Raw genomic sequence first — 25,578 nt, forward strand, 5'->3', positions numbered from 1 at the left:
GGCGGCTGGTCGGCTCCCTCTCGCTGCGTAGCTCATGGCCTCAACGCGCCGTCTCGCACTGCACGTCGGACCCGGGCGACGCCTGTCCGGCACGGACGACGATGACCGTGGCGCACACCTTCGTGCCCTTGGCGGCCTTGACCGCGTAGCGGCTGGACGTGACCGAGACGGTGCGAGAACGCTCCGGGTTCCCCGCGTCCGACGGCGTCGGCCCGATCGAGACCCGGAAGGTGTCCTTCTTCGATGGCTGCGGATAGCTCCAGCTGAACGTGACGCGGCCGACCTCGGACTCGGGCTCGAGCACGGGCTTGTCGAAGACGCCGTCGCCGATCGCACTGTCGTCGCCGGGCATCGAGACGGTGGGGCTCGGTGTCGGCATCACGGTCGCCGCCGGGTCCGAACCGGAACGCAGCACGAGGAACGTGACGGCGGCGGCAAGTACGACGACCCCGGCGACGAGCGCCCAGACCACACCGGGCTTGGACAGCGGCGACGCGGCAGGCGCTGTCGTCGGATGAGCTTGTGGCGCAGCGGTGCTCGCCGCTCGGCGGATCGTGGCCTCATCGGCCGTGTCAGGACCGAGCGGCGCCGTCTGGCTCGTCGTCGGGTCCGTGGGGGCGGCGGCTCGAACGGGCGCCCCCGAGGCCGGGCGGCTGGGGCTGGGCATGGGCGCGGGCGACCAGCGCGCTGCGCCGGCGTCGGACCTGCGTCGCGTGTCGTCGTCGAGCAGAGTCGGCGACGGGCCGACCGGCTGGGCCACGACGGTCTGGGGTGCCTTGATGCGTGTCCGGTCGTCGTCCTCGACCGAGCGTCCGGTCGGCGATCCCTGCGTCTGGCTGACGAGCGTCGTGTGCCCCTGCTCGTCCAGCACGACGATGGGCGTGCGGGCCAGACGTTGCTGCTGCTCGACCGCCTGCAAGGCGCGCGCGAACTCGAGCGCCGACGACGGCCGGTGCGCCGGGTCCTTGGCCATCGCCTGAGCGAGCAGGCGTTCGAGGCCCGCCGGGACGTCCTGCCGTCCGGTCGACGGCGGTGCGGTGCTTCGGATCCGAGGCATGAGGGCGTACGCGGAGTTGTCGCCGCCCGGCACCTCGAACGGCGAGCGGCCGACCAGCAGCTGCCACAGGGTCGCTGCGAGCGAGTAGACGTCGGCCCGCTCGTCACCGTTGCTCTGTCCGTACAGCACCTCGGGCGGTGCCCACGGCACCGAGACGCCGACGTCGTCGGTGCTCTCGACCTCGACCTCACCGTCACGGGCACCACGGCCGGCGATGCCGAAGTCGGTCAGCCCGGGTGCGCCGTAGGCGCTGATGAGGACGTTGGCCGGCTTGATGTCGCGGTGTGTGATGCGCGCGCGGTGGGCCGTCTCGACGGCACTGGCGAGCTGGATGCCGGTGCGCAGCACGTCCTCGACGGAGAACCGTTCGGCGCGGGCGCGCATCGCGAGGTTCGGCGGCGGGTAGTACTTCATGACGAGGTACGGGCGACCGTCCTCGGACGTGCCGGAACGGAAGATCTGCACGATGTAGGGGTGGTCGCCGAGAGCGGCCATCGTGTCGGCCTCCTCGACGAACTGCTCGCGCAGGGCGTCGGTGAGACCGTCGGACTTGAGCACCTTGACCGCGACCGGCATGCGCGGGCTCTGTTGCTCGTAGAGGAAGACGTCGGCATAGCCACCCGACCCGAGTGGCTGGACGAAGACGAGGCCGGGGAGCTTCGCGGGCGTGCCCTTCTTCACTGCGCCGCCTCGAAGGTGAACGAGACCTCGTCGGCCATCGCGACGAGCGATCCGGGCTCGAGGACCTGCTGGTCGTTGGCGCGCAGGCGCACCGGCACCTCGCCGGGAAGCGTGACGGTCGTGCCGTTCGTCGTGCCGAGGTCTCGGATGAGCACGTGCCAACCCTCGAGGATCACCTCGACGTGGTTGCGCGAGACGTCGCGCTCGGGGCTCGGGACCTTGACGACGTGAGGGCGGTCGTGGGCGGCCAAGCCCTCACCGAGCCTGGGCGCGCGTCCGAGCAGCACGCTGCGGTCGAGCGTCACGACGTCGCCCGTCGACAGGCGGAGGACGCCGAGCGGCGGTCGCGGCATGGTGAACGGCTCCTGCGGCGGGATGCCTGCACCGCACACGCGGCAGCGGTCACTGTGGGGAGGCGTCGGGTGGCCCGCCGAGCAGAGCACCGCGAGGACGCTCGGACCCGAGAAGGTCTGGTTCTGTGCGGCGTTGCGCGCCTCGAGCAGCGCGCTGCGGTCAACGGTCAGCTCCGTCTCGTCGTCGTCGGCCCCTGAACCGAGGTCCGTGATCGGAGCGGGACCGGACGGGATCGGTTCCGTGACAGGGCGATACGGCGTGGCAGGTGCCATCGGCGCGGGCGTGGTGCCCAGCGGCGTCGAGATCGGCACGTCGAAGGACGGCTCGCCCGGCGACGGTGCCGGTGGCGGTGCTGGTGGCGGTGCGGGCGAGGGAAGGACCGGAGCCGCCGGTGACGGGCTTGCCGGCGGCGGCCCGGTCGAGATGAGGGGCGTGGCCTCCGGGGCCCGGGTGCCCGGTGGCGGGGTGTTCATCGGCGGGAGCAGGCTCGGAGCCGGCGGTGGGGTGTGCCGGCCGGAGAACGACGGCACCTCGGGCTCGGGCTTGGGCACGGAGGGCGCAGGCCGGGACGTGGCCCACGGCACGGACGAGATGAGGCCGCCCTCGGGGACCTCGGGTGCCGCCGGCATCGGGCGCGGCAGCACCACGGGTGCTGGGGCGGCGTTCGTCACCGGCGCGTCGGACGTGTCGGGGCCGGCCGGGAGCACGGGCGCGTCGTCGTCCTGCGCGCCCTCGTCATCGTCGTCGGGTGCGCCCAGCTGCGCGAGGACCTTGCGGTGCTCGTCGGCGAGCGTCGTGTGGCCGAAGAGGTAGTCGTAGCTGGGGGGCACGGCCGGCTGTTCGTCGTCGGCGGCCTCGGCGTCGGGGCCGGATGTCGTGCGGCCGGATGTCGTCGGGCCGGATGCCGTGGCGCTGGGCGCGGGGGTGCGGGCGGCGGACGCCGCCGGTGGGCTCGTGCGCGGCTGGGCGCTCTCGGTCTTGAGCACCGGCCGCGCAGCCCAGGTCGACTCGAAGTCACGCGGCGCGGCAGAGGGCAGGTCGTCGGCCACTGGCGTTTCGGGGAGACCCGACGCGATGTCGGCCTGCCGGGTCTCGGCGGGCTTCGCCGGTGCCACGGTGGCGCGCACGGGGACGGCTGGCGCAACAGCCTCCCACGAGCGCAGTGCGGCCGGGGCAGCCGGCGGGGCAGCGGGTGGTGCCGCAGTCCGCTCGGGCTGTGAGTCCGACTGTCCGGCAGGCGTTTCAGGCACCGCAGGGACACCGTCCTGATGAGCTTCAACGGGAGGTTCCGCCGAACCGCTCTGCACCGCAGGGCTGCCCGCGCCAGCCGGCGTAGTCGATGCCGGCGACCCGGGGGACTGCGATGCGTCAGCGGCCTGGCCTGTCGCCCGGTCGCCAGCCACCTCGGAAGGCACCTCTGCAGTTGTCGGGTCGGCTGGCGCGTTCGGCGTATCCACCTCTGGCACAGTCGGCTCCGACGCCGAGGAGCCGAGAGCCGCACTGTCAGAGGGCTCTCCAAGCGCCGACGTCGAGGGCACATCGACCTGACGGGCCCAGCTGCGCCCCCAGGAAGAGCCCGACGAGCCGGGGGCGACCGCGGCGGTGGACGACGACTGGGCCGCGGCACCGAACGTCGGGACACCCCCCGGCGAAGGCAGCGAGGCCTTGTCGGCCGGCATCGTCGACGCGGGTGCTCCCTCGGTCGAGGACTCCGCTGCCGGCGCACCGGCATTCGCGAGCGGGTCGTCGGTCGGGGGCACGGGAGACGGCTCGCCAGGAGCCTCGGCATCCGGCGTCGGGGGCGATGCGGCATCCGGTCCCGGTGCCGGCGAGAGGGCACCTCCGGCGGAAAGGCTCTGCGGGGGCACGGGCGCCGTGCGCTCCTCCTCGTCGAGGACCCGCAGCACGACCCGCTCGGGGTGCTCGGACAGCTCGAGGTCGGTCCAGACCTTGGCGCTCGGCGCGCGCACCTCGTGCTCGGTGCCGTCGGCGAGCGTCACGACGGCCGCGACCGGCCCGAACGCGACGATCCGCGTGCGCTGCTGCCAGTGCACACCGACGAAGTGGTGGGCCTTGCGCATGCCGCCGGCCGTCAGCACCTCGACGACGTCGTCGATGTCGCCCCCGTCGGCGGCGTCGCTGGCCACGAGTGTGCGCTCGTCGTCCTCGTCGAGGGCGATGAGCAGGTGCATGCCGGGGCCCCCGATGTGCGTCCACCCGTCGGGGGCCCGGTCGACAACAACGGACGGGCCACTCACGTCTACGACCTGCTCTCCCCTGATGAGCCGTTCACGTTCTCGCGCGGGGTCGTGTCCTCGTCCACGTCGGAGTCGGAGTCCTGCCCCTGCACCGCGACGACGATAGCAGTGACGTTGTCGCGGCCACCGGCCTGGACCGCGTGACGGACGAGCTCGTCGGCGGCCGCCTGGGCGTCGTGATGCTCCGCCACGACGGCCTCGATCTGCTCGCGGGTCAGCTCGTTGGACAGACCGTCGGAGCAGATGACGAAGACTTCGCCCGGGTAGGGCGGGAAGACCCACGTGTCGACGACGCCCATCGGGTCACGACCGAGCGAGCGGGTCACGATGTTTCGGCCGGGGTGGTGGTGGGCCTCTTCGGGTGTGATGAGTCCCCGCTCGACGAGCTCCCACACCTCCGAGTGGTCGACCGTCACCTGGGAGAGCTCACCGTCGAGGCAGCGGTAGACGCGGGAGTCGCCGATGTTGAAGACGGCCCAGTGGCGCGAGCCGCCGACGGAGACGAGCGCGAGGCCCGTGACGGTCGTGCCCATGCCGGTCTGCTCGGGATGGCGCGCGGCGGAGGCGAGGATGCGGCGGTTGGCCTCCTCGACCTGGCCGACGATGTCGCGCACCTGAACGACGGGGCGGTCGGCGAGCTCGACGAGGGCCTCGACGGCGATCCGGCTCGCCACCTCACCCGCGGCATGGCCGCCCATGCCGTCGGCGACGACGAACACGGTGCCCCTTGAGAGCGCGGAGTCCTCGTTGTGCTGGCGGACGCGGCCCACGTCAGTCGCGAGGCCCACGCTGATGGCCGGCAGCGTCGTGCTCATGCGCCCAGTCCCCCGTGACGAGAGCGTCCCCACGGGGTGACGCGCACCGTGGTCAGGACCTGGCGGATCAGCTCGTAATCGGTCTCCGCGCCCGGCCCGCCGACCCCACCCGTCAGCTGGACGAGGTGGGCCGCGGTTCCCGGTCGACCCGACGACACGATGTGGAAGAGGTTGGCCTGCAGCACCGTCTCGACGTCCGGGTCGGGCCAGGTCGCGTCGCACCCGACGAAGTGCGCGTCACCCAGCTCGGCGGCATACGGCTCGGACACCGCGCCCCCGCGCGACGTGGCCATGGTGCGGATCTGCTCGAGGGAGTCCTCGACCCGGAAGGCCGGGCCACACTGCTCGATGCTGACGACGACGTTGGGCGCGAACGCCCCCTCACGCGGGAGCCGGGCCGCCATGGTCGTGCCCGGCACGTGGGCGGGCTCCCACCCCTCGGGCACCTCGAGGCTCACCGAGGGTTGGCCCGGAAAGTCCGCGCTCGGATAGGCGAGGGTGCTCATGGTCGGTCCTTTCGGTCGTTCCCGCGGGGGTCGGGGACGGCGCGGTCAGTCAATCATTCTGGACGGGAGGTGTCAGGTCGGCCGACGCCCGGGCAGTGGGACGCCCTCACCACCCGAACACCCGCCCGACGCTCTCGGCGCCGTGCCTGAATCCATCCTCGACGGCGGAGCCCGCGCCGCCGAGGCCGTGGCCGACGTCGTCGACGAACTCCTTCGGCTGCACGTCGACGCCGAACTTCACCCCTGCACCGACGCCCACCGCGGCGCCGACGTCGACGTTGACCTTGACCCTCTCGGCGCTGAAGGCGGCGTCCACGTTGGCGTGCGCGCCGATGCCGGCGTAGACCTCGCCACCCACGGTGCCCCCGATGCCGGCGATGCTCGCGCCCACCTCGGCCGCCGCCTTGGCGCCCGCGAACGCGTTGGCGCCCGCCTGGGCCTTGAGGCCGTCCTTGCCGACGGCGAGCGACGTGTCGGCCTTGGCCTCGGCACCGGCCATCGCGGAGGCGCCCGCGTGGCCCGCGAGCGGGCCGTTGTCGTAGGAGATGCCGGCCTTCTCGGTGTGGTGCTTGGTCTCCGTGCCGAGCGTGCCGCCGTATGCCGCGTGGTCGGCGTGCGCCTGGTCCGTGACGGTGCCGGCCGCGTCGTGGTACGTCTTCTCGTAGTCCGTACGGACGTCCTCGTCCTTGTGGGTCCAGTTGACACCTCCGAGGGCGCCGTCGAGGAGCCGCGCCGCCTGCCCGTGGCGGTTGGCGAACCGGTCCGGGTCGTCGGAGCCGTCGTGCGGGAGCGGCAGCCGAAGCCCCCACTCGCGCTCGCCGTGCTCGGTGTGCTTCCACTCCTGGGTGTAGTGGTGGACCTCGATGGCGTCGTGCTTCTTGCCCTTGGTCTTCGTGACGTCGTTGAGCCCGCCAGTGCCGGCGGGTCCGACACCGCCGCTCGCGGCCCGCTGGGCGGCGACGTTGTCGTCCAGGCGACGGGCCATCGCGTCGAGGGCTCCGCTGCAGGCACGCAGGCCCGGGAGGCACGTCGTGGTGAACGTGTCGACGAGGGAGAGCAGGTTGTCGCCGCTCCAGCTGCCGCCGATCGTGCCCACCGCGGAGCGCGTCGCCGACTCGATGCGACCCAGCTCGGCCTGCATGCCGGAGATGCTGCGGGCGATCCGGGTCAGGGCCTCGGGGTCGGCGCCCTTGCGGTAGGCCGTCACGGCCGGTCCTCCCCGCCGGTTACCGCGAGCGCGTGGTCGACCAGAGGAGTCGTTCCCTCGGCGGGCGTGACCCGGAGCCCGTCGATGACCCCGTGCAGGGTCGCGTAGTCCTCACGGTGGCGGGCGGCGCCGATGGTGCCGGTGACGGTGATGCGCACGAGTCCTCCGTCCACCTCACGGCGAAGGAACCCGAAGAGACTGCTCGACAGCAGCGTCCCGGCAACGGGGTCGACGAAGCTGAGGTCGCGACCGAAGAAGGTGACCCCACCGATGGTCCGCGCGTAGACCTCACCCGTGGCCCCCTGGGGGCGCGCCGCGGCCGAGGCGGCGACGGCGTCGAGGTCGGTGCGGACCGAGTGCTCGGGCACCACCTCGTCGAGGGTGACGACGACGTTGGCCTTGAACTCCTCCTCGGGCAGCGGCCGGAGCGCCGCGAGCGCCGCGCCCTCCAGCTCGCTGACGGCCGGGACGGCCTGCCAGCCGTCGGGGACCCGGAGCTCCAGTGCCGGACGACCCGGGAAGAGCGCACTCGGGAACTCCATCGACGCCATGGGGACCCCCTGCCTGACCACCCCCTGGCGGTCGTCCTCGACGGGATGCCCCGTCTGGCGTGAGCGTACGTCCGTGCAGGTCAGCGCGGCGATGGGGAGAACTCCCCGGTCGGATGGCTCAGGCGGAGGTCTCGCGGGCGGCCCACCAGGCGATGAGCTTCTCCCGGGCGGCCTCCTTGCCGATCGGGCCGTCGTCGAGGCGGACCGACAGGAGGTAGTCGTACGCCTCGCCGAGCACGGGTCCGGGCCGGATGCCGAGCGCCTCGGCGATCTCGTTGCCGTTCAGCTCGGGCCGGACGCTGGCCAGCTCCTCCTCGGCGGCGAGCCGCTCGATGCGCCCCTCGAGGTCGTCATAGGCGCGCGAGAGCCGCTGTGCCTTGCGCACGTTGCGGGTGGTGCAGTCGGAGCGGGTCAGCCGGTGCAGGCGCGCGAGCAGCGGCCCGGCGTCGGTGACGTATCGGCGTACCGCGGAGTCGGTCCACTGGCCGTCGCCGTAACCGTGGAAGCGCAGGTGCAGCTCGACGAGGCGCGCGACCTGCTTGGTCGTGTCCTTGTCGAAGCGCATGGCCTTCATCCGCCGGCTCGTCAGCTTGGCGCCGACGAGCTCGTGGTGGTGGAAGGAGACGCCACCGCCGTCCTCGAAGCGACGCGTCGCGGGCTTGCCGATGTCGTGGAGGAGCGCGGCGAGGCGGAGCACGAGGTCGGGTCCGGGCACCGAGTCGGGCGGACCGTCGGCCGGCCCCTCGAGCCCGATCGCCTGCTCGAGGACGATGAGTGAGTGCTCGTAGACGTCCTTGTGGCGGTGGTGCTCGTCGAGCTCGAGACGCAGTGCCGGCAGCTCCGGCAGGAACACGTCGGCGAGGCCGGTGTCGACGAGGAGCGTCAAGCCCGCGCGCGGCCGCGGCGACAGGACGAGCTTGACGAACTCGTCGCGGACCCGCTCGGCGGAGATCATCGAGAGCGTGGCCGCGCGTTCGGTCATCGCCTCGCGCACCTCGGCTGCGACGTCGAAGCCGAGCTGCGCGGCGAAACGCGCCGCCCGCATCATCCGCAGCGGGTCGTCGGCGAACGACTCCTCCGGCGGGGCCGGCGTCATGAGCCGACGTGACACGATGTCGGACAGACCGCCGTGGACGTCGACGAACTCCAGGCTCGGCAGCCGGATGGCCATCGCATTGACGGTGAAGTCTCGGCGCACGAGGTCGCCCTCGAGACTGTCGCCGAACATGACCTCCGGCTTGCGCGACGTCCGGTCGTAGGTGTCGGCGCGGTACGTCGTGATCTCGATGACGAGCGCGCCCTTGCGCAGCCCGATGGTGCCGAAGTCGCGACCGATGTCCCAGTGGGCGTCGGCCCACCCCGCCACGACCCCCAGGATCGCCTCGGGCCGTGCGTCGGTGGTCAGGTCGAGGTCGGGCGACACCCGGTCGAGGAACGCGTCACGCACCGGGCCGCCGACGAGCGCCAGCTCGTGACCAGCAGCCGCGAAGCGCTGGCCGAGCTCGGTGAGCAACGGCAGGACGGGCGCGAGCCGCGCGACGGCCGCCCGCAGCAACGGGAGGCCGGCGTCGGCGGGCTCGGAACCACCGGAGACGGGCGTGTCGGGTCGATCGGGCACGCGCCCCAGCCTAGTGAGCCGTCCGGGCGCCCCCGACCGACCAGCGGCCGCGCGGCGACCCGGTGCACGCCACGGACAGGCCGTGCGCGCACCGTCCGCCCCGGGCTCCCCCAACGACGGGGGCCGTTCGCGCCGCGCCCGTTATGGTGGCGATGTGAGCGCGCAGACCGTCCCCAGCCCCGTGCCGGGGAGGCGGCTGCCCGCCGTGGAGGAACGCTCCGCCGGAGGCATCGTCGTCGACGTGCAGGAGGGCCTCGCACTCATCGCGATCATCGCCCGCCGCAACCGGGCGGGCCGCATCGAGTGGTGCCTGCCCAAGGGGCACGTCGAGCCCGGCGAGACCCTCGTCGAGACCGCCGCGCGCGAGGTCGCAGAGGAGACGGGCATCGTCGGCCGGGTGCTCGTCGAGCTCGGCACGATCGACTACTGGTTCGCGACGTCGACAAAGCGCGTGCACAAGTTCGTGCACCACTACCTGCTCGAGGCCACGGGCGGTGAGCTCTCCATCGAGAACGACCCTGACCACGAGGCCATCGACGTCGCCTGGATGCGGCTCGACGAGGTGCACCGCCGGCTGACCTTCCCCAACGAGCGCCGCATCGCCCAGGCGGCGTGGAACCGGCTGGCAGGGACGGCGTGATCCGCGCAGGGTCGCGGCGTCCGGGATCGAGAGGGCGCCGCGTGACCCGCCTCGCTCGGATGCTGACCGCCACTGTCGTCACCGTCGGGGCGCTCGGTCTGTCGGTGGGTGGCACGGTCACGACCTCCCTCGCGAGCGCGCGCGCCTCCACCGGCTCCGCGGCGCCGGAGCATGCCGCCGCGTCCCGGGTGTCCCCGACGTCCCGTCCCAGCGTGACGCCCGCCAAGGACGTCGCCGTCATCGTCCTGCGGACGATGACCCCGGCCGTCGTGCGCCCCGGCACCGACGTGACGATCACGGGCACGGTCACGGCACCGCTGACCGGTCCGCTGTCGTCGCCGGAGCTGCGGGTCGTGCGCGGAGACGGGACGATCATCAAGCGCGACGCCCTCGACGACTGGGCCTCCGGACGCTCCGAGACCTCCGGTGACACGGTCGCGACCACCGCCCTGCCGACCGTGGCCGCGGGCCAGACCCGCGCGTTCCGCACGACCGTGCCCTGGGAGCGGCTCCGGTCCGACGACCCCTTCGCGGCCCTGCCCGTCTCGGTCGAGGTGGTCCAGGAGGGGGCGAGCGAGCCCACCGGCAAGACCCGCACGTTCGTCGCGTGGAACAGCCGCAAGGAGTACGTCCCCCTCGAGGTCGCCACCCTCCTGCCCGTCACGCTCGACCCCGACATCGACCTCTTCTCGCGCGACGACGTCGCTCGACAAGCCGCCTGGGAGCGTGTCATCGGGCCGGGCTCGCGAGTGGCCCGGATCCTCGAGGGCACCCGCGGCCGGCCCGTCAACCTCGCCGTCGACCCGTCCGTGCTCGGTCCCGAGGCGACGACCGACCCCGGGACCGGTGGCCCGACGCCCACACCGTCGGGGAGCGGCACGTCGACCGGCACGCCGACACCCGGCGCGGGCTCCGGCACGTCGGCAGCAACCACCTCGCCGACCACCGCCGTGCCCACGACTCCGCCCACGGGTGAGCAGACCGGTCAGCCGACCGATCCGTCGACCGGCAACCCGTCGAACGCCGCGTCGGTCATCGAGGGCCTCGGTGACGACGTCGCCGCGCAGCTGCGCGGCCGCAGCGTGTGGTCCCTGCCGTACGCCGACGCCGACCTCGCCGCGACCGTCGGCACCGACCCGGCCAACTCCCTCGTGCGCGACCTCGTCAGCCGGGCGGCCACCCTGACCACTCGTCTCGGCCAGCCGGCACGGGCGGACATCGTGTGGCCCGTCGACGGGCTGCTGCCGGCCGGGCGCGAGCAGGGCATCAAGACGCTGCTGTCGGGGACGACGGTCAAGAAGCCCGCCGGCGTCGTGGTCAGCGCGGCCGCCGTCACGAAGGCGACGGCATACACCCCGACCGCCCGCAGGGCGACGGCCTCCGGGACCCGGCTGCTCGCGTACGACCCGCGCCTGTCGGCGCTGCTGCCCAGACGCGCCGACCCCAGCCCCGTCCTGTCGGTGCAGCGCTACCTCGCCGAGTCGCTCGTGCTCCTCGGCGAGCGCGCCGGCACCCCCCGGTCGGTGCTCGTCGTCGCGCCGCGCAGCTACGACCCCGACGCCGCAGGCCTCGCGACCTTCCTCGCCGCGGTCTCCAGCGCCCCGTGGCTCCAGTCGGTCGACGCCGCGTCGCTGCTCACCGACAGGGGCAACGACGTCGCCGCGCCGCAGACGAAACCCACGACACCCGTCTCGTCGGCAGCGCCTCGCCCGGTCCTCAACACCCGCCGGCTCTCCCAGATGGCCGACCAGCGCGACACCCTCCTCAGCGTCTCGTCGGTGCTGCGTGACGGGGATGCGTTCGAACGCACCTACCGCGAGGTCCTCGACGAGCTCGCGAGCGCGCGATGGCGCTACCGCCCGGGCTCCTGGGGCAACCTCGCGAACTCGGTCGCGAGCGACGTCCGGTCCGCGACGAGCGCGATCAAGGTCGCCTCGCGTGCCACGGTCAACCTGCTCGCAGAGACCGGCACGCTCCAGGTGACGATCGAGAACGGCCTCGACTACACGGTGCAGGACATCCGGCTGCGTCTCGCACCGAACAACCCACGCCTCCAGGTCATCGAGCAGCCCGGTCCGATCACGATCGGGCCCTCGTCGCGCACCAACGTGCCCGTGGAGGTCGCGGCGGTCGCCGCCGGGCGGGCCGAGATCCGGGCCTTCCTCACCACCGCCGACGGCACCCAGATCGGGTCACCCGCGACGATCAAGGTCTCGGCCAACCCCATCGACGGGGCCATCTACTGGGTCGGCGGCATCCTCGTCGGCCTCGTCCTGCTGTTCGGTGTCGTGCGCGCCATCGTCAAGGGCACGTCGCGTGTCGACGAGATCGCGGACATCGAGGCGGTCACCGCGGCCCACGAGGCGCTCGGCGATTCGGAGGACAGGGATCGCCGCTGACTCGGCCTAGGATGGGCCCCGAGCCACGAATCCACGCACGACGACCGGACGAGGGAGGGTGACGCACGTGCAGGGAGTCGGACCCGGATCCGTCCTGGGCGGCCGCTATGCGGTGACGCTGCGCACCTCCGAGGGCACCCACCACGAGCGCTGGCGCGCCAACGACCACACCCTCGAGCGCGAGGTCGTGCTCGTCTGCTTTCCCGCCCGCTCGTCCGTCGCCGCCCCCGCGCTCGACGCTGCCAGACGCGCGGCGGGCGTCGAGGACTCACGCCTCGTCCGCGTGCTCGACGTCGGGTCCGACCAGGGCGTCGGCTTCATCGTCGAGGAGCCCCTGACCGGTGCCGTGCCGCTCTCCCACCTGCTGCAGGGCGGCGGTCTGTCCCCCGACGAGGTGCGCCGCCTCACCGGAGAGGCCGCGACGGCCCTCGACAAGGCCGGCCACCGCGGGCTGCACCACCTCGCCCTGACCCCGAGCACGGTCCTGCGCATGCCCGGCGGGGAGGTCAAGGTCCGCGGCCTCGCCACCGAGGCCGCCCTCACCGACGCCGACCTCCTCTCCGACGAGCAGGCCTCTCGCGCCGACGCCGTCGGCCTCGTCAAGATCGCGTATGCCGGGCTGACCGGTCGCTGGCCCATGGTGGCCGTCGACGGTGGCCTGGTCCCCGCAGGTGCGCCTGTGGGCCTGGAGCCCGCGCCGACGATCGTCGGAGGCGTGGCCGCGCCCTCCGAGATCGCCGTGGGCGTGCCCAACGACCTCGACCTCATCTGCCGGATGACCCTGTCCGGCGGCGGGCGCGGACCGGTGTCGCCCGGTGACCTGGCCCTGCAGATCGCCCCCTGGCCGTCCGAGCCGCCCGCGTCCGACGGCGCGACCGGCATCGGGCTGCGCAGCCGGGAGGAGCTCGAGCCCACGCGTGTCCTACCGGCCGTGGGGACCACCGGGGCGGCAGGAGCCGCCGGGACGGGCCTTCGTGCGGATGCCGCCGCCGGCCTGCCGGGTGACCCGTCGAGCCAGTCCGACACGTCCTTCTTCGACCAGGTCTCCGAGGCACCGCCGGGACCGTCCGTGGCGTCCGGTGACCAGCCGTCGCGCGGCGCGGGCGACGCGACCGAACGCATCTCCGGCGGTCTCGCGGCCGCCGGCGCCGCGGCCGCAGGGGTGGCTGGGTCGATCGGCGACAAGGTCGGCTCGTTCGCGCGCGCCGCGGCCGACAAGGCGGCCGCTCGCGCTGCCGAGCGCCGATCCGCGCACGACGACGACTTCGAGGGCGAGGAGATCGCCCTCGCCGACGCCCTCGAGGAGGCCCCGACCACGGGCCTCGAGCCGCCGCTGCCGGTCTTCGGCCGGGACGTCCCCGAGTCCCCGAGCGGCGCCCAGTCCCGCATCGCCCTCGCGATCGTCGGGGTCCTCGTCCTCGTCGCGCTCTTCATCGGCATCAACAACGTCGCGAAGATCGGCCAGCACGACGGTCCCGCCCAGGCGGTGACCGTCACCCGGACCCGCCCGCCGAGCACGTCGCAGCAACAGCCCAGCACGTCCACGCAGGCCCCCACGTCGACGACGCAGGCCCCGTCGGCCGCCCCCGTCGAGATCACGGGTGGCACGGGCTTCGACCCGGAGGACGGCAACGAGGCCGACCAGAACGTCAAGAACGTCTACGACGGGTCCGACGACGACGGCTGGCGGTCACGCTGGTACGGCACGCCCTCGTACAACGGCAACAAGGATGGTGTCGGGGTCCTGCTCGAGCTGAGTGCACCGACCGCCGTCAAGGAGGTCGAGCTCGACCTCCCCGCCGCCCAGAACGTCACCGTCTACGCCACCGACTCCGACTCGACCGACTCGCTCGACGGGGCCCAGGAGGTCGGCTCGATGAAGGACGCCGAGGGCCGGGTCACGATCAAGGCCGAGGAGACCCTCGAGCCCGCGAGCCGGATCATCGTCCTCGTGACCAAGGCCGGCGAGGCCGAGTCCGACGGCCGCTACCGCGCACAGATCAACGAAGTGACGGTGCGCTGACCGATGAACCCGGGGGTTGCCGCCCCGATCGCCGAGCTGAGCGACCGGGAGCTGTTGGCACTGCATGTCGCCGGTGACGACCACGCCTTCGCCGAGCTGTTCCGCCGGCACAAGGACCGCATGTGGGCGGTCGCGCTGCGCACGGTTCGCGACCCCGAGCTCGCCGCCGACTGTGTGCAGGACGGCTTCATCGCTGCCTTCCGCAGGGCCGACTCCTTCCGCGGCGAGGCGGCCGTCACGACGTGGCTGCACCGCATCGTCGTCAACGCCTGCCTCGACCGGCTCCGCCGCCGCAAGCCGACCACCGAGCTGCCGGAGTACGAGCTCGCCGACCGGCACGACCACCACGCCTCGACCGAGGTGCGCCTCGACATCCAGGAGGCGCTCGCCAGGCTGCCCGAGGGCCAGCGCGCCGCACTCGTGCTCGTCGACATGCACGCCGTGCCCGTCGCCGAGGCCGCCGTGATCCTCGGGGTCGCGGAAGGCACGATCAAGTCACGATGCGCCCGAGGTCGGGCGGCGCTCGCGCAGCACCTGGGGCTCACGCCGGGCCTGCGCCCCGTGCATGAGGACTGACCTCGAGGACGTCGAGGACTGACACCACTGGTGGCGGGTGCTGCGGGTGGGCCGGCCGCGAGGGTTCAGCGTGCCGAGTGGGTAGGCAGCGTCCGACGGCGCGGCGAACCTGCGCCGGGTGCCGAGGATGATGGTTGAATCCGGTGGAACCCGACGGCCACAGGGGGCCGTCGAACCCTTGGCGTCCGGCATACCTCTGCCAGCCCGTACGACCACTGCACGCACTGCCCGAAGGACCACATCCGTGGACGAGTCCGCGCACACCCCTGACCACGACCGGCCGACCGGCGACCCCGCAGAGCAGGAGACCCTCCCGACCGTTGCGCCGCGCCCCGGCATCGCCGACGAGCCCGAGATCGAGGATGCCGGGCCCGAGCCGCACCTCGACCCCGAGGTCGAGGCCCGGGTGCAGGCGCTGCTCGCCGAGGCCTCGGACCCCGGACCCATGCCCGACGCAGTCGCCGACCGCATCTCCACTGCCCTGCTCGACGCCGCCCGGCTGCGCGTCGACCCCGGGCCCCTCGTCCCGGGCGCGCCCGGGTCGTCGACGGTCTCCGACACCCACAGCACGGGCCACACCGGCGGTTCCGTGCTCGCCATGCCCTCGCGCGCCGACCGACCCAAGCCGATCTATCTCGCTGCCGCGATCGCCGCCGCGGCAGCGGTCGTCGCAGTCGGAGCGTCCGCACTGCACGTGACCAAGCGCCCCAACGGCGCTGCCGTCGTCGGCGACAGGTTCACCTCCGGTTCGACCCGCCCGACCCCGGCGCCCAGCACGAACGGCGGACTCCACATCCAGCTCAGCACGACGGCCTACGACGAGACCAACCTCGCCTCCGAGGCGCGGCAGCTGCTGGAACACCCCGGACAGCCCATCCGCGACCTCGCGGCCGAGGCGCCCTCGATCGGCCCAATCGCGACGCCGATCGGCCTCGAGTCGTGCCTCGAGGCCATCGGAGCCCTCGACGCTGCGAGCCCCGCCCCCGAGGCCGTCTCGGCCGACCTCGCGACCTACGACGGCCGGCCCGCGGTGGTCGTGGTCGTGACCCGCAGCGGCGTCAGCACGGCCTGGGCGGTCGAGCGCAGCTGCACCACCGGCTCTCCCGGGGTGCTCAAGGACGCCACGCCCGTCCCGTGAGCCTCACCAGGGCCCTGTCTTCACACGCTCTCGCGCCTCACGAGCGCCGGTCCGCGCCCTGACGGGCGCGGGAACAACGACCGCCTAGGATCGGTTGAGGCCTATGCGGCTCGCGGCCTCCCGCGGCACCGGCGTCCGCCGGCAACCCTGGGGGCGAGCTCGCACGACACGAGAGCGTTACGAGGAGCAGCCCACATGTCCGACGTCCGCAACGTCATCATCATCGGCTCAGGCCCCGCGGGCTACACCGCGGCCGTCTACGCCGCACGCGCGAACCTCGCGCCCCTCGTCTTCGAGGGCGCCGTGACCGCCGGCGGCGCGCTGATGAACACGACCGAGGTCGAGAACTTCCCCGGCTTCACGGACGGCATCCAGGGCCCCGACCTCATGGACGGCATGCGTGCGCAGGCCGTCCGTTTCGGCGCCGAGATCGTGACCGACGACGTCACCTCGGTCGACCTCACGGGCGACATCAAGACCGTGACCGACGGCGAGGGCACCGTCCACCGCGCCAAGGCCGTCATCCTCGCGATGGGATCGGCCTACCGCGAGCTCGGACTGCCCCGCGAGAAGGAGCTCTCCGGCCACGGCGTCTCGTGGTGTGCGACGTGCGACGGCTTCTTCTTCCGGGACCAGGACATCGCCGTGGTCGGTGGTGGCGACTCCGCCGTCGAGGAGGCGACCTTCCTGACGAAGTTCGCGCGCAGCGTGACGATCGTGCACCGCCGCGACGAGCTGCGCGCGAGCAAGATCATGGCCGCGCGTGCTTTCGCCAACGACAAGATCCGGTTCGCCTGGAACTCCGAGGTCGCCGAGCTCCACGGCGAGGGCAAGCTCGCGGGCGTCACGCTGCGCGACACCGTCACGGGCGAGACGCGCGAGCTCGCGATCACCGGCCTGTTCGTCGCGGTCGGCCACGATCCGCGCAACGAGCTCATCAAGGGTGTCGTCGAGACCGACGACGCCGGCTACGTCATCGTGCAGGGTCGTTCGACCCGCACCAACCTGCCCGGTGTCTTCGCCTCCGGTGACCTCGTCGACCACACCTACCGCCAGGCCATCACCGCCGCCGGCACCGGCTGCGCGGCCGCGCTCGACGCCGAGCACTACCTCGCCGCGCTCGAGGACGCCGGTTCACCGGCCGAGGCCGCCGCCGAGGCGGCCGCCATCGACGAGACCGACTCGGGCGAGATCCTCGACCCCCGTGCCACCGTCGGCGCCGACGCCTAACCTCGAACCAGCCACCCCACCCAGCCACCTCACCCAGCCCCGCCGCACACCGAGAAGGAATCTCCATGGCACTGAAGAACACGACCGACGCCACCTTCGCCGACGACGTCCTCATGAGCGAGAAGCCCGTGCTCGTCGACTTCTGGGCGACGTGGTGCGGCCCGTGCCGCAAGGTCGCCCCGATCCTCGAGGAGATCAACGAGCAGTACGGCGACAAGATCGAGGTCGTCAAGCTCGACACCGACGCCAACGTCGACACGGCCGCCCGCTACGGCGTCGTGTCGATCCCGACGCTCAACGTCTACGTCAAGGGCGAGGTCGTCAAGACGATCGTCGGCGCGCACCCGAAGCCGAAGCTCCTTCGTGAGCTCGAGGAGTTCATCGCCTGACCAGGCTCGCCGAAGAGGTGGCACCGTTACCGGTGCCACCTCTTCGCCGTACTACGCTGCTTGACGGCGCCCGACTGCTCCGGCCGACGCAGAGCCCCACCGCGACTCCGACCGGAGCCCCTCCCCACGAAGGAGCCGAGATGACCCCACCGCAGTCAGTCGTGCTCCGGCGCGGCGACTCAGGCCCGGCCGTGGCCGCCGTGTGCGAGCGGCTCGTGCTGTCCGGCGACCTCCCGGGCGGGCCTGGCCACACGGATGGCTTCGGCGAGCCGGTCTACGACGAGCGCGTCGAGCAGGCCGTCAAGTCGTTCCAGCAGCGGCGCGGCCTCATCGTCGACGGCGTCGTCGGACGGTCGACGTATGCCGTGCTCGACGGTGCGCGGTGGGCGCTCGGTGACCGGGTGCTGCGCTACGTCCCCGAGCACTTCGTCGAGGGCGACGACGTCGTGGCGCTGCAGACGCGCCTCGCCGAGCTCGGCTTCACACCGGGCAAGGTCGACGGGTTGCACGGCCCCAACACCGATGCGGCGTTGCGCGCGTTCCAGGCGGCGGTGGGCATGACCCCGGACGGCACCGTCGGGCCGGAGACGATGCGCGCGTTCGCCGGCTTGCGCCGCTCGGTCAGTGGCGGCTCGGCCAACGCCCTGCGCGAGCGGGAGCAGATCCGGCGCAGCGGCTACAGCCTCAGCGGGCGCACCATCGTGCTCGACGCGGGCCACGGAGGCGCCGACTCGGGCGCCGAGGGGCACGGCGGGCTCGTGGAGTCGCGCCTCGCGCTCGACCTCGCCCGCCGCGTCGAGGGCCGGCTCTCAGCCCACGGTGTGAGCGTCGTCTTCACCCGCACCGAGACCACCGAGGGCGGCAGCGACGAGGAGCGCGCCTCGTTCGCCAACTCGTGCGACGCCGACCTCGTGATCAGCCTCCACACCGACCATGCGGAGTCCGGCTCGGCCCACGGCGCCGCTACGTACTTCTATGGCCATCCCGACAGCCATGGACGGGCCGACTGGTCGGTCGTCGGTGAGCATTTCGCCGACCTGCTGCTGCGGGAGGTCGTGGCCCGCACCGGGCTCACCGACTGCCGCTCCCACGCGCGCACGTGGCCGCTGCTGCGTCGCACGCGGATGCCAGCCGTGCGCCTCGACTTCGGCTACCTCAGCCACGAGGGCGACGCGAAGGCCCTGGCAGACCCGTACACGCTCGACCACATCGCAGAGGCTGTCGTCGTGGCCCTCCAGCGTGTCTACCTCGGCGAGTCCGACACGGCTCGCACCGGGGTGCTGCGCCTCGACGACCTGCGCCGTCACCTCGAGACGATGCGCGCTCAGCAGGTGCGAGCCGGGCGGACGGTCGGCTGAGCCCGACCCGCGGCCAGAGGCCCCGGCGTCCTCAGGCGCGGTCGGTCACGCTGGCGTGGCTCGACCCGTTCGGGTGCGTCTCGGGCACCGGCCGCACGCCGGGGACCCGGGCGAGGACCCGCGCGACCGCCGCGGCGGCCTCGTCGCGGAGCGTGACGACCGTGCGCAGCTCGATGCGCAGCCGCGGATAGGCGGGGTGGTCACGCTCCACACGGAAGCCGACCTTCTCGAGGAAGGCGACGTCGAGCACGCACGAGTGCCGCGACACCGCGAGCGGGCGGGCCGCGACGACCTCGAGCGAGCGGGCTCGGTGTCGCAGGGCGTCCTTGGCCGCTGACTGCACGAGGACCTTGCGCAGCCCGCCGCCGGCATACGGCGGCGTCATGACGGCGGTGACCAGCATGAGCGTGGAGGGGTCGGACGGCGACGTCGCGAAGGCCGCGAGGCGCGCGACATGGCGGGCCGGCGCGACGAGGACGTGGCCGGCCGGCTGTCCGTCGACATAGGCAACGCGGCCTGGCGGCCCCCAGTCCGCCGTCACGGTCTCGACCCAGTCGGCGAGCTGCTCGAGCGGCTCGCGCGGGTCGGAGTGCCCGTTGCGCGGGACCGTCTGCCAGAACGTGCACGGCGCGCACGGCCCGACGAGGTCGCCGACGCGGTCAGGCGTCAGGGGGCGCAGCTCACGCATCACGCCTCCTCGATCCCTGCATGTTCCCCATTCTCACCTCACGAGTCGACATCGGCACCACCAGCAGAGCCACCGTCGTGTCGTGGAGCCGAACTAGGGTGGCGGCATGAGTGAGCCCGGCACCTACGTCGAGAAGAGCTTCAAGCGCGACACCAACTACATCACGACCCGCATCACCGCCGACGGACGCGACGGCTTCCCCGTCGAGGCCGGGCGCTACCGCCTCGTCGTGGCCCGCGCCTGCCCGTGGGCCAACCGCGCCATCATCGTGCGACGCCTGCTCGGCCTCGAGGGCGCCCTGTCGATGGGGATCTGCGGGCCGACCCACGACAAGCGCAGCTGGACGTTCGACCTCGACCAGGGCGGGCTCGATCCCGTGCTCAAGATCCCGCGCATCCAGGACGCCTATCTCAAGCGTGACCCCGACTACCCGCGCGGCATCACCGTGCCGGCGCTCGTCGACATCCCGACCGGCGCGGTCGTGACGAACGACTTCAAGCAGATCACCATCGACCTCGAGACGCAGTGGCGCGAGTTCCACCGGGACGGCGCCCCGGACCTCTACCCCGAGGCCCTCGCCGACGAGATCGAGGCTGTGAGCGAGCCGATCTACCGCTACGTCAACAACGGCGTCTACCGGTGCGGGTTCGCCGGCACGCAGCAGGCCTACGAGAAGGCCTACCGCAGGCTCTGGGAGCACCTCGACCTGTTGGAGGATCGGCTCAGGACCCGCCGCTACCTCGTCGGCGAGCACGTCACGGAGGCCGACGTGCGGCTGTTCACGACCCTCGTGCGCTTCGACCCCGTCTACCACGGTCACTTCAAGTGCAACCGCAGCAAGCTCACCGAGATGCCCGTCCTGTGGGCCTACGCGCGCGACCTCTTCCAGACGCCGGGCTTCGGCGACACCGTCGACTTCACGCACATCAAGCGGCACTACTACGTCGTGCACCAGGACGTGAACCCCACTGGCGTCGTCCCGCTCGGCCCGGCGCTCGAGAGCTGGGCAACACCTCATGGGCGTGAGGAGCTCGGTGGCTACCCCTTCGGCGACGGCACTCCCCCCGGTCCGCCGCGAGAGGTGGTGCCTCCGGAGCACAACCCGGCCCTCGGGCTGCTCTAGACGACGGAGCCGGGTCTCCTGCCCCGCGCCGTCGGGTTTCCCTGTGGTCCAAGGAGCCCCGACGGCAGACGGCGGACTGGTGACCCAGCTCGCGGACGGTCAGGCCCGGAAGAAGTCGGCGAGCACCGGGGCGAGTGTCGCGGCCGGCACCTGGTGGAACTCACCCGGGAGCTCGACAGCGGTTGCGTTCGGCAGGGCGTCGGCGACGACCTGCGCTGCGTCGTGCAGCCACGGCATCTGGGTGCCGCTGCTGCAGACCGAGAGGAACGGGATCGTCACCCTGGCGAACGTGTCCTCGGGGATGCTCTGGTCATCGCCGCCGAGGCAGAGGCCGTCGTACCTCACCGTGTAGGTGAGCGAGAGCATCGGCTCCCACATGAGGGTCCCCTTCATGCCGTCGACCATCTCGGCCGGCATGCCGACGACGACGTTGTTGAAGTAGCGAAGGATGCCCTCACGGTCCCCGGCGGCCTCGAAGCGCTCGAGCGTGCCGATGTAGTCGTCGGGTGCCGGCGGCCAGCCCTCGGTGCGATACGGCACCTCGATGGCGGCGGCCTTGGCGAGCCGTGCCTCCGCGGCAGCGGCCTGGATGACGAGAGCGCCGCCGGAGGAGACCCCGAACGCATAGGCGGGAGAGCCGGTTTCGCCAGCAGCCTCCAGGACGGCGGTGATGTCCTCGACCTCGCGGGCGACGGCATACGGCTTGGTGTCCCCGCTGTCGCCCCGGCCGCGCCGGTCGTACGTGACGCCGGTGAGGCCATGCTCGCCGAGCGCCTGCGCGAGATCACGGAAGGCGCCCCGATCGCAGAACGCGCCGCCGACGACGAGGGCCACGGGTCCGGAGCCGTACGCCTCGTAGGCGATGGTCGTGCCGTCCGCGGACGTGGCGTGCGCAACGGTGGTGATGGTGTCGGGCTTGGTGCTCATCAGGGTGCTCCTCTGGTGCGTGGTGCGGGCTGCTGTCACCTCAATGTCGAACGACGGGGCCGGCTCTCGACATTTCGAATCTCGAAACATCCCGTGCGACGCTCAGCGCTTCGTCGAGAAGACGGTGCGGCGTTCCTCCTCCGGAACCGTCGCCATGAACTCGACGACCGCCTCGCTGAGGCTCGGCCACGTCGGGTGCTGCTCGACCGGAGCGACCGTGCCGACGACCGAGTCGTCGTGCACCTCGATGAGATTCCACGACTGCGGCCCGTCGACACCCATGAGCAGGTCGCGCGGGGCGCCGACGTCGTCGACGTAGCTCACCCCACCCGCCACGAAGACCGGGATGGCGCCCAGCATGCCGAAGCTCGTCACGTGCAGGTGCCCGCTGAGAATCGCCCGCACGTCGGTGCCCTCCAGTGCCGAGCGCAGCCGCTCGACGTCGTCGAAGTCGAGCAGCTGCATGACCGGTGACCGGTAGGTGATCGGCGCGTGGTGGGTCACGAGGATCGTGCCGTGCTCTGCCGGCGACGCGAGTTGCCTTGCGAGCCAGTCGTACTGGTCGTCGGAGAAGCCGCCGTGGTGGAAACCGGGCACGGCCGAGTCGATGTCGATGATCCGCAGCCCGTTGACGACCGTGACGGTGTCCTGAGGCTCGTCGGTGTCGCGTCCGTAGAGCTCACGGGCGAGTGGTCGCCGCTCGTCGTGGTTGCCGCCGGTCATGATGAGCGCAGCCCCCAGGCGCTCGGCGACGGGCTCGACCATCTGGCGCAGCAGCGCGTACGCCTCCGGCTGGGCGCTGTCGGTGAGGTCGCCGGAGAGCACGATCGCGTCAAAACGCTCCCCCGAGCCCTCCACCTTCTCCAGCGCCCCGCGGAACTTCGCCACGGTGTCGATGTGCCCCTGGAGCAGGCCCGGCCCGGCGATGAGGTGCATGTCGGACAGGTGGGCGATGACATGAGTCGGCGCCGGCCGGCTCCCCGTGAAGACCATGGCGCCAATGTATGCCGGCGGGCCCGCTCGAGCGCGCCGTCATCGCCCTCGGCGAGGTGGGACGCTGGACCTCGGAGGTGGTTCCCGTGCCGATCCCGGCCGCGGTCACGCGCTTCAACAAGGCGGTCCTCAACAAGGCGGTCGTCCATCTCGGCGGGCACGGCTGGTTCGTCGAGCTCGAGCACGCCGGCCGCCGCTCCGGGCAGACCTACCGGGTGCCTCTCATGGCCTTCGACGGTGGCGACGTCGTGACCATCGCGCTCACATACGGTCCTGGCGTCGACTGGCTCGCCAACCTCCGTGCCGCCGGGGGCGGTCGCATGCACCTCCGGTCCGAGCTGCTGAGCCTGGGCACGCCGCGCGACCTTCCCGAGGAGGAGGGACGGTCCCGGATGCCGCAGCCGCCGAGGGCCCTGCTACCGGTGCTCGGTTGCCACGACTACGTCGAGATCCCGGTGTTGACCCGCGTCCCCTTCGCGAGGTGGTGAGCCGAGTCATTCTGTCGCTCAGTCGTTTTCGGCGGTCTGGTTCCGGTCGTCAGTGGCGGACCTGGCAGGCCGGGCACCAGTAGAGGGTGCGTCCCGACACCTGGGTGTCCCGGACCGGCGCGCCGCACCGGGGACAGGCCTCACCAGTGCGCTTGTAGACGAGGAACCGTCGCTCGAACGTGTCACCGAGTCGTTCGCCCGTGAGCCGGCGGGTGATCTCTCGCGAGCGGCCGGACCGGCGGGCCCGGCTCGCGGCGGCTACCTGGTCGGGCATCGTGATGATCTGGGAGAACGTCCTCCCGAGCGGCATGAGGAGCACGAGGTCCTGCCAGATCTGCTGCCACGTCGTCGGGTCGAGCTCGCGCCCTGGGGTGAACGGGTCGACCGCGATCCGGTGCAGCACCTCGCAGCGGTAGACGTTGCCGACACCAGCAACGACGGACTGGTCCATCAAGAGTTCACCGATCCCCTTGCGGGACTTGGTGATTCGTGCCATGGCGGCCTCCGTTCGCTGGGCACGCCGAAGCGGGTCAGGGCCGAGCGTGGAGATGATCTCGCGCTGTCGGGCTCGGTCGACGAGCGTGCAGATCATCGGGCCGCGCAGGTCCGCCCAGTGTTCGGGCCCGACGAGGCGCAGCCGTACGGCTCCCACCGGGGACGGTAGCGGCATACCCCCGAGGGGTTTGACGGCGAACTGTCCGATGAGCCCGAGGTGCACGTGGAGGGTCACCGCCCCGATCTCGACGAAGAGGTGCTTGCCCCACGCCTGGGCGCGCTCGAGCACCTGTCCGTCCAGGTGCTCGGCGTCGGCTGCGAACCGGCCCTGTGGGCTCATGGCCTCGATGCGGTGGCTGCGGAAGGCTCGCTCCAGGCGATCGGCCAACGCGTGGATGGTGTGTCCCTCGGGCATCCTCGTCCTCTTCGTCCCTTGTCCGCCGGCCCCGCCGCCCCGAAGCCGCAGGACCGATCCTGCCCGACGTCGAACCTCGACAACTGGCAGGGGTCCCCCAGCGGACCCGCAGGTCAAGGCCGGGATGCCGGGTTACCGTGGAAGCGAGCACGATCAGGGGTGCGGGGCAGGTACGCACGCCACGGGACCAGGGATTGCCGCATGAGTGACACCGCGCGCCTCGTGGCCGATCCGTCGGCCACCGACCGTCAGTCCGCGACGATGCGACGACCTGCGCCGAGCTGGGCCGCGTTCGCCGCCGCCCTCATCGTCGGGACTCTCGCCACGGGAGTCCTGCTGCAGGTCTTCCACCCGTTCATCCGGCACGACGACTGGACGTCCACCCTTCCAGGTGACGCACCCGGCTCGGTAGGGCAGTTCGCCCGGAACCGGTTCGAGGGGCGTTGGCTCAACACCGTCTACTGGGTCCTCGTCGGCCAGTGGACCTCGATCGTCGTCGCGTCGGTCGTGTTCTTCGCGGCACACTGCGCCTTCACGTGCGGGTTCGTCCGCCTGTTCCGCCTGCGGCACCCCGGCGCCATCTTCTGCGCGACGCTCGCGGCGTTCGTCTCGCCGATCTGGGTGCGGCTGACGTACTGGCCCGGCACGCTGTCGGCGTCCATGATCGTCGCCGCCACGTCCGCGTGGACGCTCCCGTGGGCAAGACGTAGGCGGCTCACCCTGGTGGCATGGCTCCTGCTCTTCGTCGTTCTGTCAGTCCTCTCTTACCCACCCGTCGCCGCGCTCGTCTTCCTGTGCCTCGTCGTCAGTGAGCTGCGGTCCCGCGTACGCCGGCTCGCCCTGCTCGCCGCCGGTTTCGTTCTCGCGTACGGCGTCGGAGTCCTGGCCGTGTACACCTTCAACTGGCTCGCGTTCGGCGACTTCGGGCTCACGATCTCCGCGTGGCGCGGGCCCAACCCCCTGGTCAGCCTCGAGACCCTGGCCGAGAACGTCACACGCTACGGCCGCCAGTTCGCCAACGTCTCCCGGGTGCTCGGCTGGGCCGGCGTGATCTCACTGGTGTGTCTCGTCTGGGCGGTCCTCGACGCGTCCATCCGCCGGCTCGCCCTCGTGGCGCTGGCGGGCGTTGCGGTCGTCGTCGGCCTCGAGGCCGCCCTGACCATCTACTCCGGCGTCGTCGCCGGCCCGCGCGCGTCGCTATGGTCCTGGCCCGCGGCGTTCTTGCCAGCCATCTTGCTGCTCAAGGGAATTGGCGTGTCCCGCCGCATCGGGGTGGTGGCGCTCGTGGGCATGGCGGTCGTGGGTGGCGTCGCCTGGCGCAGTGACCTGGGCGAGCACCAGCAGACACGGGTGCAGTACGACGCGATCGTCGCCGACGTGGCCTCCGTCGCGGCCGAACACCCCGCTGACCGGGTGGTCATGTGGATGGAGCCGCAGCTGCGCAAGTCACCGGCGGGCAACATGACGGCAGTGACCATCCAGCAGATGCTCTACGACCAGCGCGGCATCTACCCCCGCTGGTGCAAGCCGCTCGCGTGCGAGTCGATCGCCGAGGCGGTCGCGCAGCAGCCGAAGGCCGACGTGCTGCGCGTCGACGGGCTCACCGTCGTGCGACTCCCCCAGCCCCCCAGGTGGTTGTGACGCAGGGC

The 25,578-nt window shown here is 72.2% G+C and carries 22 protein-coding genes; 11 read left to right on the top strand and 11 right to left on the bottom strand.

The window, feature by feature from the left end; translation table 11 throughout:
* Positions 1-40: 40 nt before the first annotated feature.
* From ACFQU3_RS12430 to ACFQU3_RS12460, 7 genes are all read right to left on the bottom strand, one after another.
* Positions 41-1,738 (bottom strand): protein kinase, encoded by a 1,698-nt coding sequence (locus tag ACFQU3_RS12430; RefSeq protein WP_385910175.1) that lies wholly within the window; start codon positions 1,736-1,738, stop codon positions 41-43.
* Complete coding sequence (locus tag ACFQU3_RS12435; protein ID WP_385910177.1) at positions 1,735-4,350, bottom strand: FHA domain-containing protein; 2,616 nt, start codon at positions 4,348-4,350, stop codon at positions 1,735-1,737. The genes ACFQU3_RS12430 and ACFQU3_RS12435 overlap by 4 nt, the downstream gene beginning before the upstream one ends.
* A 2-nt stretch (positions 4,351-4,352) precedes the next feature.
* Positions 4,353-5,165 carry a PP2C family protein-serine/threonine phosphatase gene (locus ACFQU3_RS12440; protein ID WP_385910179.1) on the bottom strand — a complete coding sequence of 271 codons (813 nt, stop codon included), beginning with the start codon at positions 5,163-5,165 and terminating at the stop codon, positions 4,353-4,355.
* Positions 5,162-5,671 carry a hypothetical protein gene (locus tag ACFQU3_RS12445; RefSeq protein ID WP_385910181.1) on the bottom strand — a complete coding sequence of 170 codons (510 nt, stop codon included), beginning with the start codon at positions 5,669-5,671 and terminating at the stop codon, positions 5,162-5,164. The genes ACFQU3_RS12440 and ACFQU3_RS12445 overlap by 4 nt, the downstream gene beginning before the upstream one ends.
* A gap of 106 nt (positions 5,672-5,777) precedes the next feature.
* The gene (locus tag ACFQU3_RS12450) at positions 5,778-6,878 is read right to left on the bottom strand and encodes a hypothetical protein (RefSeq protein ID WP_385910183.1); all 1,101 of its coding nucleotides are present in this window, start codon (positions 6,876-6,878) and stop codon (positions 5,778-5,780) included.
* Positions 6,875-7,429, bottom strand: coding sequence for a hypothetical protein (locus ACFQU3_RS12455; protein WP_385910185.1), 555 nt, complete (start codon positions 7,427-7,429; stop codon positions 6,875-6,877). The genes ACFQU3_RS12450 and ACFQU3_RS12455 overlap by 4 nt, the downstream gene beginning before the upstream one ends.
* A 118-nt stretch (positions 7,430-7,547) precedes the next feature.
* Entirely contained in the window at positions 7,548-9,047 is a 1,500-nt protein-coding gene (locus tag ACFQU3_RS12460; RefSeq protein WP_385910187.1) for a CCA tRNA nucleotidyltransferase, read from the bottom strand.
* 154 nt (positions 9,048-9,201) lie between these two features.
* On the opposite strand from ACFQU3_RS12460, the gene ACFQU3_RS12465 reads away from it, so the two are divergent.
* From ACFQU3_RS12465 to ACFQU3_RS12500, 8 genes are all read left to right on the top strand, one after another.
* Positions 9,202-9,687: an NUDIX hydrolase gene (locus ACFQU3_RS12465; protein WP_385910189.1), complete on the top strand. Its 486-nt coding sequence runs from the start codon at positions 9,202-9,204 to the stop codon at positions 9,685-9,687.
* Positions 9,688-9,728: 41 nt separating this feature from the next.
* Entirely contained in the window at positions 9,729-12,086 is a 2,358-nt protein-coding gene (locus tag ACFQU3_RS12470) for a DUF6049 family protein (RefSeq protein ID WP_385910191.1), read from the top strand.
* 58 nt (positions 12,087-12,144) lie between these two features.
* The gene (locus ACFQU3_RS12475) at positions 12,145-14,109 is read left to right on the top strand and encodes a protein kinase family protein (RefSeq protein ID WP_385910193.1); all 1,965 of its coding nucleotides are present in this window, start codon (positions 12,145-12,147) and stop codon (positions 14,107-14,109) included.
* A gap of 3 nt (positions 14,110-14,112) precedes the next feature.
* On the top strand, positions 14,113-14,685 hold the full coding sequence (gene sigM, locus ACFQU3_RS12480) for an RNA polymerase sigma factor SigM (protein WP_385910194.1): 573 nt from the start codon (positions 14,113-14,115) through the stop codon (positions 14,683-14,685).
* 244 nt (positions 14,686-14,929) lie between these two features.
* Positions 14,930-15,823, top strand: coding sequence for a hypothetical protein (locus tag ACFQU3_RS12485; RefSeq protein ID WP_385910196.1), 894 nt, complete (start codon positions 14,930-14,932; stop codon positions 15,821-15,823).
* Between the two features lie 195 nt (positions 15,824-16,018).
* Positions 16,019-17,053: a thioredoxin-disulfide reductase gene (gene trxB, locus ACFQU3_RS12490; protein WP_385910198.1), complete on the top strand. Its 1,035-nt coding sequence runs from the start codon at positions 16,019-16,021 to the stop codon at positions 17,051-17,053.
* 59 nt (positions 17,054-17,112) lie between these two features.
* Positions 17,113-17,442 carry a thioredoxin gene (trxA, locus tag ACFQU3_RS12495; protein WP_045189044.1) on the top strand — a complete coding sequence of 110 codons (330 nt, stop codon included), beginning with the start codon at positions 17,113-17,115 and terminating at the stop codon, positions 17,440-17,442.
* A gap of 140 nt (positions 17,443-17,582) precedes the next feature.
* Positions 17,583-18,800 carry an N-acetylmuramoyl-L-alanine amidase gene (locus ACFQU3_RS12500; RefSeq protein WP_385910199.1) on the top strand — a complete coding sequence of 406 codons (1,218 nt, stop codon included), beginning with the start codon at positions 17,583-17,585 and terminating at the stop codon, positions 18,798-18,800.
* Positions 18,801-18,831: 31 nt separating this feature from the next.
* Here the strand turns inward: ACFQU3_RS12500 and ACFQU3_RS12505 are convergent, their stop codons facing one another.
* Positions 18,832-19,488 carry an N-acetyltransferase gene (locus ACFQU3_RS12505; protein ID WP_385910201.1) on the bottom strand — a complete coding sequence of 219 codons (657 nt, stop codon included), beginning with the start codon at positions 19,486-19,488 and terminating at the stop codon, positions 18,832-18,834.
* 106 nt (positions 19,489-19,594) lie between these two features.
* On the opposite strand from ACFQU3_RS12505, the gene ACFQU3_RS12510 reads away from it, so the two are divergent.
* Entirely contained in the window at positions 19,595-20,611 is a 1,017-nt protein-coding gene (locus tag ACFQU3_RS12510; RefSeq protein WP_385910203.1) for a glutathione S-transferase family protein, read from the top strand.
* Positions 20,612-20,710: 99 nt separating this feature from the next.
* On the opposite strand, the gene ACFQU3_RS12515 is transcribed toward ACFQU3_RS12510, so the two are convergent.
* Positions 20,711-21,538, bottom strand: coding sequence for an alpha/beta fold hydrolase (locus ACFQU3_RS12515; protein WP_385910205.1), 828 nt, complete (start codon positions 21,536-21,538; stop codon positions 20,711-20,713).
* 102 nt (positions 21,539-21,640) lie between these two features.
* Entirely contained in the window at positions 21,641-22,531 is an 891-nt protein-coding gene (locus tag ACFQU3_RS12520; protein WP_385910207.1) for a metallophosphoesterase, read from the bottom strand.
* Positions 22,532-22,542: 11 nt separating this feature from the next.
* On the opposite strand from ACFQU3_RS12520, the gene ACFQU3_RS12525 reads away from it, so the two are divergent.
* Complete coding sequence (locus tag ACFQU3_RS12525; protein WP_385910209.1) at positions 22,543-23,019, top strand: nitroreductase family deazaflavin-dependent oxidoreductase; 477 nt, start codon at positions 22,543-22,545, stop codon at positions 23,017-23,019.
* 49 nt (positions 23,020-23,068) lie between these two features.
* Here ACFQU3_RS12525 and ACFQU3_RS12530 read toward each other — a convergent pair whose 3' ends face one another.
* On the bottom strand, positions 23,069-23,929 hold the full coding sequence (locus ACFQU3_RS12530) for an Fpg/Nei family DNA glycosylase (protein ID WP_385910211.1): 861 nt from the start codon (positions 23,927-23,929) through the stop codon (positions 23,069-23,071).
* 201 nt (positions 23,930-24,130) lie between these two features.
* Here ACFQU3_RS12530 and ACFQU3_RS12535 point away from each other — a divergent pair, with 201 nt between their 5' ends.
* Positions 24,131-25,570, top strand: coding sequence for a hypothetical protein (locus ACFQU3_RS12535; RefSeq protein ID WP_385910213.1), 1,440 nt, complete (start codon positions 24,131-24,133; stop codon positions 25,568-25,570).
* Positions 25,571-25,578 lie beyond the last annotated feature (8 nt).

The sequence above is a fragment of the Terrabacter sp. GCM10028922 genome (assembly GCF_042666095.1).
Classification (GTDB): Bacteria; Actinomycetota; Actinomycetes; order Actinomycetales; family Dermatophilaceae; genus Terrabacter.